13 protein-coding genes are annotated in these 12,402 nt (G+C 61.3%); 5 read left to right on the plus strand and 8 right to left on the minus strand.

What is annotated here, in order from left to right:
* Positions 1 to 274: 274 nt before the first annotated feature.
* The 3 genes from PMI34_RS08065 to dinG form a co-directional block, all read right to left on the minus strand.
* Positions 275 to 1,420 (minus strand): EstA family serine hydrolase, encoded by a 1,146-nt coding sequence (locus tag PMI34_RS08065; protein WP_008052130.1) that lies wholly within the window; start codon positions 1,418 to 1,420, stop codon positions 275 to 277.
* Between the two features lie 256 nt (positions 1,421 to 1,676).
* Complete coding sequence (locus PMI34_RS08060) at positions 1,677 to 4,079, minus strand: beta-galactosidase (RefSeq protein ID WP_008052131.1); 2,403 nt, start codon at positions 4,077 to 4,079, stop codon at positions 1,677 to 1,679.
* 96 nt (positions 4,080 to 4,175) lie between these two features.
* Positions 4,176 to 6,320 carry an ATP-dependent DNA helicase DinG gene (gene dinG, locus PMI34_RS08055; protein WP_007992389.1) on the minus strand — a complete coding sequence of 715 codons (2,145 nt, stop codon included), beginning with the start codon at positions 6,318 to 6,320 and terminating at the stop codon, positions 4,176 to 4,178.
* A 99-nt stretch (positions 6,321 to 6,419) separates the two neighbouring features.
* Here dinG and PMI34_RS08050 point away from each other — a divergent pair, with 99 nt between their 5' ends.
* Positions 6,420 to 6,884 (plus strand): CopD family protein, encoded by a 465-nt coding sequence (locus PMI34_RS08050; protein ID WP_008052132.1) that lies wholly within the window; start codon positions 6,420 to 6,422, stop codon positions 6,882 to 6,884.
* Positions 6,885 to 7,027: 143 nt separating this feature from the next.
* On the opposite strand, the gene PMI34_RS08045 is transcribed toward PMI34_RS08050, so the two are convergent.
* From PMI34_RS08045 to PMI34_RS08030, 4 genes are all read right to left on the minus strand, one after another.
* Positions 7,028 to 7,786 carry a collagen-like triple helix repeat-containing protein gene (locus tag PMI34_RS08045; protein WP_008052133.1) on the minus strand — a complete coding sequence of 253 codons (759 nt, stop codon included), beginning with the start codon at positions 7,784 to 7,786 and terminating at the stop codon, positions 7,028 to 7,030.
* Positions 7,779 to 8,057 carry a DUF1145 domain-containing protein gene (locus tag PMI34_RS08040; protein WP_008052134.1) on the minus strand — a complete coding sequence of 93 codons (279 nt, stop codon included), beginning with the start codon at positions 8,055 to 8,057 and terminating at the stop codon, positions 7,779 to 7,781. The genes PMI34_RS08045 and PMI34_RS08040 overlap by 8 nt, the downstream gene beginning before the upstream one ends.
* Before the next feature lie 147 nt (positions 8,058 to 8,204).
* Positions 8,205 to 8,912 carry an OmpA family protein gene (locus PMI34_RS08035; protein ID WP_008052135.1) on the minus strand — a complete coding sequence of 236 codons (708 nt, stop codon included), beginning with the start codon at positions 8,910 to 8,912 and terminating at the stop codon, positions 8,205 to 8,207.
* A gap of 91 nt (positions 8,913 to 9,003) precedes the next feature.
* A complete protein-coding gene (locus tag PMI34_RS08030; RefSeq protein ID WP_008052136.1) occupies positions 9,004 to 9,693 on the minus strand; it encodes an OmpA family protein in 690 nt (229 codons plus the stop codon).
* A gap of 190 nt (positions 9,694 to 9,883) precedes the next feature.
* Here PMI34_RS08030 and PMI34_RS08025 point away from each other — a divergent pair, with 190 nt between their 5' ends.
* The 4 genes from PMI34_RS08025 (at position 9,884) to PMI34_RS08010 (ending at position 11,647) form a co-directional block, all read left to right on the plus strand.
* On the plus strand, positions 9,884 to 10,381 hold the full coding sequence (locus PMI34_RS08025; RefSeq protein WP_008052137.1) for a DUF6231 family protein: 498 nt from the start codon (positions 9,884 to 9,886) through the stop codon (positions 10,379 to 10,381).
* A 4-nt stretch (positions 10,382 to 10,385) separates the two neighbouring features.
* Positions 10,386 to 10,862, plus strand: a complete 477-nt coding sequence (locus PMI34_RS08020; protein WP_008052138.1) for a YchJ family protein — start codon at positions 10,386 to 10,388, stop codon at positions 10,860 to 10,862.
* An 87-nt stretch (positions 10,863 to 10,949) separates the two neighbouring features.
* Positions 10,950 to 11,444: an LEA type 2 family protein gene (locus PMI34_RS08015; protein WP_008052140.1), complete on the plus strand. Its 495-nt coding sequence runs from the start codon at positions 10,950 to 10,952 to the stop codon at positions 11,442 to 11,444.
* A complete protein-coding gene (locus tag PMI34_RS08010; protein ID WP_008052141.1) occupies positions 11,441 to 11,647 on the plus strand; it encodes an SEC-C metal-binding domain-containing protein in 207 nt (68 codons plus the stop codon). Before PMI34_RS08015 ends, PMI34_RS08010 begins: the two co-directional genes overlap by 4 nt.
* Before the next feature lie 160 nt (positions 11,648 to 11,807).
* Here PMI34_RS08010 and PMI34_RS08005 read toward each other — a convergent pair whose 3' ends face one another.
* The gene (locus tag PMI34_RS08005; protein ID WP_008052142.1) at positions 11,808 to 12,362 is read right to left on the minus strand and encodes a cysteine hydrolase family protein; all 555 of its coding nucleotides are present in this window, start codon (positions 12,360 to 12,362) and stop codon (positions 11,808 to 11,810) included.
* Positions 12,363 to 12,402: the final 40 nt, after the last annotated feature.

The raw sequence follows: 12,402 nt of genomic DNA on the forward strand, positions 1-12,402 counted from the left end.
TTTCAGCCGCGACACCTTTGTAGCAGCTGCCGAGCCCGCGAGGCTGCGTTCGGCTGCGAAGCAGTCGTAATTCAGTAATCGCAGTACATCAGGCAGGCCGCGTCAGCTGGACTCACGACTGCTATGCAGCCGAACGCAGCCTCGCGGGCTCGGCAGCTGCTACAGATCGCATTACCGCTTGACTGATCGGCATTAGCCACATCGGCCCGTGTAAACAGACGGTTTGAAACTGGAAAGGCTATCGGGTTCCAGCCCTGGCACCCGATAGTCATTTTTACAGACAAGTGGCCAGAACCCGCACCAGCTTTTGCGCGCGCGGGTCCATCAAGACGTACGGCCCCAGGGTATTTGTCACAAATCCGAAAGCCACATCGTGCTCCGGGTCGGCAAAACCGATGGAACCGCCGGCACCCGGATGACCAAACGCCCGCGGGCCAAGGCCGAAGGTGGCATTGGCAACGTCCGGTTGATCGAGCATGCAACCCAGGCCGAAACGGGTCCGGGTCAGTAAAGTCTTGTCCTCGCCGAGGCTGTGCTCGCGAGTCAGTTCATCGAGCATTTCGCTTTCCAGCAGGCTGCCATCGAGCAGACCGGCATAGAACCCGGCCAGGCTACGGGCATTGCCATGGCCATTGGCGGCCGGCTGTTGCATGCGTCGCCACTCAGGTTTGTTGGTGCTGGTCATGATCGATGGCGGGTTAGTGAACGCCCGGGTCGTCATGGCCGTTGGCTCGCGCATGGTCACTTGCAGCAGGCGCTGGGCGGCGGCATCGCCGACATTGCCCTTGCCCCGCGCAATGTGGGCCACGCGATGGAACTCTTCGTCGGCCAGGCCCACATGGAAGTCCAGGCCCAGCGGCCTGGCGACCCGCGCGACGATGGATTCACCCGGCCCACGACCGTCGGCACGGCGCAGCAATTCACCGACCAGCCAACCATAGGTGATCGCCGCGTAACCGTGGCCTTCGCCCGGCGTCCACCACGGCGTTTCGGCGGCCAGGGCGTCGACCATGGTTTGCCAGTCGTAAAGGGCTTCGGGGGCCAGTAACTCGCGCAATGCCGGAAGACCGGCCTGATGGCAGAGCAGTTGACGCAGGGTGACGGACTCTTTACCGGCAGCGGCAAATTCGGGCCAGTAGCGCGCGACCGGGGCATCCAGTTGCAGCTTGCCTTCGGCCACCAATTGCAGCGCGGTGACGGCGGTGAAGGTCTTGGTGCAGGAGAACAGGTTGGCGATGGTATCGCTGTGCCAGGCCTCGGCCCCGTCCTTGTCGGCAGTGCCGGCCCACAGATCGACAACGGTTTCGCCACCGACCTGGATGCACAACGCTGCGCCACGCTCCTGGGGATCGTCGAACAGCGCCGCGAACGCCTCTCGCACCGCTTCGAACTTAAGCTCGTAATGACCCTGAATCTGCACCCGCAACTCCCCGGATTAACGCTCTACAAAGTGGTCGGCATTGTTCCAGCCCTTGAGGGTTTTGGGAACAGGGTTGGGCTCGACGGTAAGTCACTCATAAAACTGATCGGAAACTTATCGCGTCCGTATAGACGCCTTCGCGAGCAAGCCCGCTCCCACCTTCGACCATGTTCTTCCAGAAGCAATACGGTCGAAGGTGGGAGCGGGCTTGCTCCGGGCGGCGTTCCGACGAAGAACGATAACGCGGTTTCAGCGATTAATGACCATTCCCGGAATGCCCACCAGCGCCCTTCCCCGGGCCCTTGCCGGCCTCGGCTTTTCTGCCGCCCTCGGCATCGTGGCTGGCTTTGTCGGCTGCGGCCGCAGCCTTCTCGGCTTCTTTGCCCAATTGCTCGACCGTCGCCAGATTGCTCTTGCGCACGCTGTCGACAAAGCCCTGGAACGGCAGATCAGTGATGCCCACCAACCCGAAGTGACCGTTTTCACCGTCAAGCAGGCGTCCGGTGACCGGTTGATCGAGGTACTGGAACCAATGCACGCCGACAATCGACGGTTCGCTCAATGCCTGCTTGAGGAAGTTGGCGTACGCCGGACCACGGTCTTCCTCCTTCGCCAATGGCGTGACGCCACCCCAGAACGGGCCACGATCAACCGAGCCGAAGTTGAACTCGGTGATCAGCACCGGTTTGTCGAGACTGCGCAGCTTGGCGAAGTCGTAACCATCCTGGGGTTGCAGGGTGTACATGTTGAAGCTCAACACGTCGCAGTACTGGGCGCAGGACTCCACGGCTTCCGGGGTGCTGATCGCGAAACGGCCGCCGAGCAGCAACTGGTTCGGCGCGTGCCATTTGAGTGAGTCGGAGATGGTCTTGAAATAAGTGTCGGCAAAGACCTTCTGGAAGTATTTGAAGTCGGCTTCGATTTCCGGGTGCTCGGCGCTTGGCAGTGGCGGCACAAACCCTGGGTCTTCCATCAATTCCCAGGCCGGCAGATCAATGCCCCAGGCTTTCGACAGGCCCGCCTGATTGCGGTACTTGTCGCGCAGTTGCTTGAGAAACGCGCGCTTGGCCGGCACGTCGGTGGTCATTCTCAAGGTGCCGTAGGCCAGGGCATAACGGGCTTTCGGGTCGTCGCCGGGACCGGCCCAGGCCAGTTCGTTGTCCGCGTAATAACCGATCAGCCACGGATCGTCACGATGGTCGCGGGCAGCAATCGCCACTGCACGCTCAGTGGCCATGGCGAAACGCGGGTCGAATGGGTCAGGCATGCCGCCCCACCAGTCTGTGCCGGTGCTGATGCTGGCGTAGTCGCCGACAATCGACAGCGGCAAGGTGTACGGCACGCGATCAGCGTCACCCAGTACGGGTGCGCTCCAGTTGCCGATGGTATTGAAGCCCCAGGCCTGCAAGCGATCAAGGGTGTGACTGGCCCAGCGCTGCTCGTCGAACAGCGCCTTGCACGGTTCGACAGATTTGGGCTCAGCGGCTGTCGCTACCGTCGCTTCTGTCTTGGCCGCTTCGGCAACGCCAGCCTTGGTATCGCTGCCCTTCGCGCATGGATCGCCATACAGACGCTGCAGGTTGGCACCGTAGAAGTCGTACCAGCGACCGGCATTGTAGTCGCGCCCTTGATCGGCACCGTTACCGCCACGGTTGTCGCCTTCGCCGTAGTGATTGGCCAGGGTCTCGTCAGCCTTGGGCAGGGATTCGAACATCCACTCGCGACCGGCAACATAGGTCTGGTTGACATCCGGGGCCACTGTATTGACCCCGAGGGAATAGAACGGGTGGCCTTCAGGCGTCACCAGGTACCAGCGACCATCGCGTTTCTCTGTGCGGAAAAAGCCACTGGCCTTGAACGACGGGCCTTTGGTCAATCCGCCGAATTTGTCCAGCGAAGACTTCTGACGCTCGGCCAGCCAGGTTTTCAGTTGCTGCTGCTCTTTGCCGACGGCGCTTTTTAGCTGCTCGTCGCTGCTGACTTTTTCCGGCCATTTGGCCCGGGTCGACTGGCCGTAAGCATCCACCAATCCGCCATACACGGCTTGGGTGACCGACTCGCCGTCCTGCACACCAAAGCGTTCCAGCAGGATGCTTTGCGCGGCTTTGGGCTGGTCCATCGACAAGCTCACCGACACTACCTGGCTGCGATCCAGCTCACCGGCGCTGCTGGCCAGCAACACACGCTGGCCCTCGACGGTCATCGGCATCGGCGGGCCCGCCTTCATGCCCTGGCTCAGCGCTGATGTCGCTTGCAAAGGCACCAGCAGGGTTTGCGCAGGCCCCGCCGGCAGATCGACGCGGCTGACCAGTGTCTTGCCGTCGTTGCTCTGGATGGTCACGTACAGGGTCAAGGCCCAGTTCATCGCGCTCTGGATCCGCAGACTCATGACGCCTGACTGCGACCAGTCCCAGGCACCGGTCTGCGGGGTCAGGCGCAAAGTCGGCCGGGCGACCGGGTTGAACGTCACCCGGCGCAGCACTTCGCCCTCGGGGGTTTGCTCGGCGTTGGATTGCGGCAGGCTGGCGTCCTGAGTCGCCACCTGGACCACGTCGGCGGGGCGCACAAAGTTGAACAGCGTCTGCTGGCTGGCGGGGGCAGCCAACAGCGGTGTTGCGAACAGCAGGGCAAAAACGGCAGGCAACGAACGGCAAATCATGAGAACGAAATTCTCCCTAACGACCTTCAATGGGCCAGTGGAAAAGCGATGGCAGAGAGATAGACAACGCGGCGGGCAAAACTGCCCACCGGTGCTTCAGGAAATTTCTCGACGGAACGGCGGCAACGCGTTGAGGATGGCTTTGCCATAGCGCTGGGTCACCAGGCGCCGGTCGAGCAAGGTGATGGTGCCGCGGTCTTCTTCGGTGCGTAGCAAGCGACCGCAGGCCTGGACCAGCTTCAGCGAGGCGTCCGGCACGGAGATTTCCATGAACGGATTGCCGCCCCGGGCTTCGATCCACTCGGCCAGCGCCGCTTCGACCGGATCATCGGGTACCGAGAAAGGAATCTTGGCAATGACCACGTGTTCGCAATAGGCACCGGGCAAGTCGACCCCTTCGGCGAAGCTCGCCAGACCGAACAACACGCTGGAATCGCCGCCATCGACCCGCGCCTTGTGCTTGTTCAGGGTTTCCTGTTTCGACAGGTTTCCCTGGATGAACACTTGCTTGCGCCAGTCGCGGTCCAGGCCGTCGAACACGTCCTGCATCTGTTTGCGCGAAGAAAACAGCACCAGCGTGCCCCGCGAGCCTTCGACCAATTCAGGCAGGTCACGAATGATCGCGGCGGTATGCGCCGCTGCATCACGGGGATCGGCGTTCAGGTTCGGCACCCGCAACACACCGGCGTCGGCATGATGGAACGGGCTTGGCACCACCGCCGTCACGGCTTTTTTCGGCAGGCCGGCGCGCATGCGGAAGCGGTCGAAGGTGCCGAGGGCAGTCAGGGTCGCCGACGTCACCAGGCAGCCATAGGCGACGTTCCACAGGTTGCGCCGAAGCATTTCCGCCGCGAGGATGGGGCTTGCATTGACCTCGATGTCGAACAACGAACCGCTCTCGGCCAGGGTCAGCCAGCGGGCCATGGGCGGGTTGTCCTCCGGGTCTTCGACGGTGAAGGCGGTCCACAACTCCCAGTTACCGGAAGAACGCGACAACAGACTGCCGAACAGCGGATACCACTCCTCGGCCTGGTTGCTGGCGATGCCAATGTTGACCTCGCCGTCCATGCCTTCCTTGAGCAGCTCGGTCAGACGGGTGAACAAGTCGGTCAGCCGTGCGAAGCCTTTCTTCAGTTCGATGCCCATTTCACGCATGTGCTCGGGAATCACCCCGCCGACGAATCGGTGACGCGGGCGCTCGCGGCCTTCAACATCTTCGCCGGGTTTGAAATCGGCAATCTGCTCGCAGGCGGTGAACATGAACTGCTGCTGGGTCTTGATCTCCCGCGCCAGCTCCGGCACCTGTTCGATCAACTTGCCCAGATCGCCCGGCAACGGGTGCTGGGCCAGCAGTTTGGTGAGGTTCTTGGCGGTGGTTTCCAGCCAGTCGGCGGTGGAGCGCAGGCGCGTGTAATGGGCGAAGTGGCCGATGGCCTTGTCCGGCAGGTGATGGCCTTCGTCGAACACGTAGATGGTGTCGCGCGGGTCCGGCAATACCGCGCCGCCGCCCAGGGCCAGGTCAGCCAGGACCATGTCGTGGTTGGTGACGATCACGTCGACCTTGCCCATGCCTTCGCGGGCCTTGTAGAAGGCGCACTGGCCAAAATTCGGGCAATGACGGTTGGTGCACTGGCTGTGATCGGTGGTCAGGCGCGCCCAGTCGGCGTCTTCCAGGGCGGTGGACCAACTGTCGCGGTCGCCGTCCCACTTATTGCCGGCGAGTTTTTCGATCATGCTGGTGAACAGCTTCTGGCTGGCCTCGTCGACCTCGATCTTGAAACCTTCTTCTTCGAACAGCTGCGCGGTGGCGGTTTGCGCGTGGCCTTCCTGGAGCAGCATGTCGAGCTTGGACAGGCACATGTAGCGCCCGCGGCCCTTGGCCAGGGCGAAGCTGAAATTCAGCCCGCTGTTGCGCATCAGGTCGGGCAAGTCCTTGTAGACGATCTGCTCCTGCAGGGCCACGGTGGCCGTGGCGATCACCAGGCGCTTGCCGGCGGCCTTCGCCGTGGGAATCGCCGCCAGGCTGTAGGCCACGGTCTTGCCGGTACCGGTGCCGGCTTCCACCGCGACAATCGCGGGGTCGCCACTGCGCCGGCCTTCGTCGTCGGTGTCGATGTCACCCAGGACCTTGGCGACTTCAGCGATCATCAGGCGTTGGCCGTAGCGCGGCTTGAGGCTCTTGGCTTCGAGAAAACGCGAATAGGCGCCCTGGATCGTGGTTTTGAGTTCAGTGCTGATCATGGATTGTCGGGCGCAAAAAACGCTGGATAAATTTTCAGTGGTTCGGATCGACGGCTATCATACCCCGCTAATGAATCCTGCGCAGAACGGAGTAACCCAATGACACCTTTTAGCCTCGTTTATAGCCTGCATGTACTGGCCGCCCTGGTGTGGGTCGGCGGCATGTTTTTCGCCTGGATGGTCCTGCGCCCCGCCGCGATCAAGGCACTTGAAGGCCCTGCCCGGCTGAAGCTGTGGGTAGAAGTGTTTCAAGGCTTTTTCCGCTGGGTCTGGGTGGCGGTGGTGCTGTTGCCGGTCAGCGGCGTGGGCATGCTGCACATGCAATTCAATGGTTTTGAAGCCGCACCGCGCTATGTGCAGGTGATGATGGGGTTGTATGTGGTGATGACCGCATTGTTTATCCGCATTCAGGCGCTGATGCTGCCGGAGTTGCGCGCAGCCGTGGCCGAGCAGGATTGGCCCGCCGGGGCCGCGGTGCTGGGACGGATTCGCCGATTGGTGGGGATCAATTTGTTGGTGGGGTTGGCTGTGGTGGCGATTGCTGCAGCACGGCCGATGCTCTAAAAGCATCGTCGGAACGCCGCCCGGACCAAGCTCGCTCCCACAGTGGAATTGCAGTGTGGTCACTGTATTGTGAACACCACTGAACCCTGTGGGAGCGGGCTTGCCCGCGATGATGTCTGATCAGACAATACTGATTTAACTGATTACATCCGCTGCACAGTCACCGAACCCACCGCACCTTCCGGCCCAGGCTGACCATCAGCCCCAGGTTTACCGCTCTTGCCGCCATCGGCCTTGTAAACCAGGCAGCCCTTGGCCTTGCCACCCGCGCCCGGTTTACCGCCGGGGCCGGCCAGGCCACCGGCACCGCCGGCCACCTGAACCTTGATCCGGTCTGCCGGGAAGTCGTGGGGCACGGCCAGCTTGACCAGCGCCCCCGGTGCTCCCGGCTGGCCATTGCTGCCATCACTGCCATCGGCGCCGCGCCCCGCCTGCCCCCAGGTGCAGCCCGGTTCCTGGCCGTTGGCCCCATCAAGGCCAACGAACCCCGGTGCGCCCGCACCACCGCGAGCATCAACGATCAATTGCGCTGCGTTCAGTGTCTTGATCTGCAAATCAAGGTTGCGCCCTGATCGAGCGGCCTTCTGGTAGGTCCCGGGGGCGCCACGGGAGGTGATCTGGCTGCCTTCGGACAAATCAGCGCGACGAACCTTCAGCGCCAGCGCCTGTTCCCCCGGCACGATGGCAATGCGCGCTTCACGCCCCAGATGCAACTCACCCACGGTGACTTCGGTGACGTTCGAAGGAATCAGCAAGGTGCCGTAATCGGCCACTTCCAGGCGCTCCAGTTGCAGGGTGCTGGCGGTGTTGGGCAAGCGCATCAGCGAGTTGGTTTCGACACTCACCACCTGTGCGCAGGCCAATGGACTGATGAGTGCGGCGAGCAGACAGAGTTTACGCATGGGAAGCCTTCGAAGCGGTGGGGGCTGGAATGGTTTGCAGGTGGAACACGCCGAAAATGACGATCTTCAGGCGGTCAAGCCAGGGATGAGCGCGACCCCGGAGGCTGCGATAGCACAGCAACGCTTCCAGAAGATGGATGAACCCCAACAGGCCGCCGGCCAGATTGACCAACGGGTGCAGCGGAAAGACGAACGGTGTGAGCAGATTGACCAGCACTACCGCCCAGAACAGCAAGGTCAGTAACCGCCCCAGTCCCCATAAGACTTTCATACGCACCCCGATGAGAATTATTGTTTGCGCGCACAGTAACGGCTTCCACGCGGGATAAGCCAGAGGGCAACGGAAAAATCTTCATGAAGGCCGCCAAACGGCCGTCGCAGCGATCACATCAGTCGCCCGACGGCTCTATCTCCGGGCTCAGCGGTTTATATGCAGTTCCACGCGGCGGTTTTTCGCACGACCTTCTTCTGTTTCGTTGTCGGCAATCGGTTGGCTTTCGCCCTTGCCTTCGCTGGTGACTTTGTTCGGCGCCACGCCCTGGCTGATCAAGTATTCCGCCACGCTGCTGGCACGCCGCTCCGACAAGGACTGGTTATAGGCATCCGAACCGACGCTGTCGGTATGACCGACCACCTTGATGCTGACCACATCGGCATCCAGGAACTGGCTCATCAACGCATCCAGTTGACTCTTCGCCGTCGGGGTCAGCTCGGCCTGATTGAAGACAAACAGTACATCGCTCAGAGTAATGACTTCGGATTGCGCAGGCTCGGTCTGGACGCTGTCCGGGTACTGCGGCACCTGGCAACCACGATGGTCGACCGGGGTATTGGCGGGAGTATCGGCGCAACGGTCGCGTCGGTCGAAAACGCCGTCGCCGTCTTCGTCGCCATCCTGGGCATAGCAGATCAAGCCGCCGGACAAGATACCCAGCGCCGCCCCACCCGCGGCCCAACCTCCACTCTCGATTGCGCCCAGACCACCGCCGACCAGGCCGCCGATGAGGCTGCAAATTGGCCAGGTGCGCTGATTGAGGGGGGCAGTGCCATCGCTGTGGGTCGCGCAGCCGGTCAAGAGGCTGCCCATTAGCAGAACCGGCAAGACGGTCCTTGTGAGAACGATCATATTGAAAGCTCCTGTGTCCCCGGCCAATACCGGTTACACAGGAGTAAAGACCCGCATCCACGACTGCACAAGGCGCGGATGCGAGGGGGGGTTAACGCTGGATTTTGATTTCGGTACGACGGTTCTGTGCACGACCGTCAGCGGTTTTGTTGTCAGCAACCGGCTGGCTTTCACCGGCACCGACAACCGACACGAAGTTACTACGAGGTACGCCTTGCTCGATGAGGTATTCAACCACCGAGTGGGCGCGTTTATCCGACAGTTTCTGGTTGTAGGTGTCACTGCCCACGCTGTCGGTATGGCCGGTCACGGTCAGTTGAGCGGTAGGGGCCTCGGCCTTCAAGCGAGTGGCAATCTTGTCGAGTACCTGTTTGTCGGACGAGGTAAGCGTGGCTTTGTCAAACTGGAAGTGAACATCGCGGATGACAATGGTTTCTTCCTGGACAACAACCGCTTCTTCGACCACAGGCGCTGGTGGTGGGCAACCGTTGGCATCGACCTGAACGCCTTTCGGCGTGCCTGGGCACTTGTCGCGACTATCCGGCACGCCATCGCCGTCTTCGTCGCCATCGCCGTGCACCCAGCAATAAGCCGCTGCCGTACCGCCGACGAGCAGAGCACCGTACCCTGCCCATGCCGAGCTTTCGGTCGCGCCGAGGCCCGCCCCCACGACACCACCAACCGCCGCACAGGTCGGCCAGTCGGTTTTCTGCAAACCTGCGCAACCAGTCAACACACTGGTTAGCAGAACCAAGGGTAATGCTGTCCGAACTATGCTCATCTAGTTTTCTCCTGAAGGATCGGCTTAGAACCGATTCAGGTAGTAAAGACCCGAGTTTTAAACTCCGCCAGCAGATAGGCCATGCTGTTTATTCGCGTATTAACGGCAGGTTGACGCTTTTGTCGCCAGGGCGCTCTAGGCCCGAACGTTAGGGCAGGCTAGTCTTGGCAGATCTGATTGAGGATCTTCGATGATTGCAGGTATTTCTTCACGCACGCCGCAGCAGGCACTGGCCGCTTTACTTGATCGATATGCCCCCGCGCGCCTGTTGTTGATCGGCGCCAGCGAGTTCCCGGCACTGGAAGCTTTCAAGCTCGCTCACCCGGACAGTAGCGTCGCACTCGCTGCCCCCGGGCCGTTGCCCGCCGAGCTGGCGGCCCGCCGTTTCGACTTGGCCCTGGTGGTCGATTGCCTGGAGCATTTGCCCAAGCGCGACGGCCTGAACCTGTTGGGCGGCATCCGCAACCTCAACGCCAGCCGCATTGCAGTGCTGGCGGATCTGCCGGCCTGTGGCTGGCAGGAAACGGACTTTTTCTCCCTGGCCCTGCAAGCCAGCGAACGCTTTCAACGGGACGAACAGGTCTTGACCCTGTTTACCTACGATCTGCTTGAATACAAACAAGTCCCCGACTGGCTCAATTCGCGCTTCTGGGCCAATCCGGAAAACTTCGGGAAATACTGGTGGTAATGCAATGAGTACATCCATTTGCCCATGCGGCAGCGGCACCCTGCTCGACGCCTGCTGCGGTCATTACCATGCCGGGCACCCGGCGCCATGCGCGCAAGCCTTGATGCGCTCGCGCTACAGCGCCTATGTGCTGGGGTTGGTCGACTATCTGGTGGCCACCACCCTGCCCGCCCAACAGGCCGGTCTGGACCGTCAATCGATCAGCGACTGGAGCGCGCAAAGTACGTGGCTGGGCCTTGAGGTGGAGAGCTCCGAAGTGCTGGGCGGCCAGCCTGAACACGCTTTCGTGACCTTCACCGCGCGCTGGCACGACAGCAATGGCGAGCACAGTCATCGAGAGCGTTCGGCATTTGTGCAAAATACCGGGCGCTGGTACTTCATCGACCCGACCGTGCCGCTCAAGATCGGACGCAATGACGCCTGCCCCTGCGCGAGTGGGCAGAAGTTCAAGAAGTGTTGTGCGGGGTATTTCAGCAGCTAGTACAGGGAATGACTGCCCACTACGCAGGAGCTGTCGAAGGCTGCGATCCTTTGGGTCTAGACTGGTGCTCAAGGGAGAAACACCACGATGATCATCCGCCGCGGCGCACTCTGTCTGCTCACGTTGTTCCTGACTCTGGGACTCGGCGGCTGTGCGTCATGGTTCGACGACGACTTGCCGGACCCCGAGGTCCATCTGGTGAAAATCGAGGTGGTCAGCGCCAAACTGCTGGAACAGAAATTCCTCCTGCACTTTCGCATCGACAACCCCAACGACAGCGACCTGACGGTGCGCAGTCTGGCGTATCGCGTTCACCTGGGTGACATACTGCTGGCCGATGGCGAGTACGAACACTGGTTCACCATCAGCCCCAGGCACAGCGCTTACTTCAAGGTGCCGATCCGCACCAACCTGTGGTCCAAGGTCCGTGAAATGGCCAAACTGCTGAAAAAATCCGATCAAGCCATTCCCTATCGTCTGGAAGGTGAGCTGGAAACCGGTATATTCATCGCCCACTACGTGCACCTGGCGCGCAATGGCGTGATAATCGCCGCCGATTTAATTCCGGAGCAACACCGATGACCCAGCAACCCCACGTCCACGGCCCCGATTGCAACCACGATCATGACCATCACCACCATGATCACAACCACGGCCATGTCCACGGCCCGAACTGCGGCCACGCTCACCAGGAACCGGTGCGCAACGCCCTGAAAGACGTCGGCCGCAACGATCCGTGCCCATGCGGCAACGGCAAAAAGTTCAAGAAGTGCCACGGCGCTTGATGCTTCGGGCGGATATCGATATCGCCTGTTGAATCACCGCATCCTCCTGTGGGAGCGAGCTTGCTCGCGATGACGGCAGCACATTAACCATCAATGTGTCAGTCAGACCGCCATCGTCGGAACGCCGCCCGGAGCAAGCTTGCTCCTACAGGTTTTTCAATCAGCCTTTTAATACACATGCAGTGCTGACCACCGTCGCATACTCACCGTGCAAATTCCCCAGCGACATCCCATGCACCTCTTCGGCGCTATGGGCATGGCCGAAAAAATCAGCCTTGTCGAAGGTAAAGCACGCATCCTCGGCCACCCACGTATCAAACCCCAGGTTGCCCGCGGTACGCGCCGTGGATTCCACCGAGTTGTGGGTCGCGACACCGACGATGATCAACTGCCCGATCCCCGCCTCGCGCAACTGCGCCTCCAGCCCCGTTGAACAAAACGCATCGGGCACTTGCTTCTGGATCAATCGTTCACCGGCCTTTGGCTGAAACCGTTCCTGAAACTCCACCCCCGACTGCTGCGGCCAGAACACTGAGTCCTCCGAGCGGGACAGGTGTTGCACATGGATCACCGGCCGGGCGGTGCGCCGCCAATGGCCGAGCAATTCCAGCATGCGCGCTTCGGCCTGGGGGTTATTCCTGCGACCGAGCCCGGGATGCAGGATGCCTTTTTGTTGATCGATGATGATCAGTGCCGCGTTTGCCTTGAGCTCCATGCCGACTGTTCTCCTGGATTGTTGAGCGTGTCGCACTTCA

The organism is Pseudomonas sp. GM74 (genome assembly GCF_000282455.1).
GTDB lineage: Bacteria > Pseudomonadota > Gammaproteobacteria > Pseudomonadales > Pseudomonadaceae > Aquipseudomonas.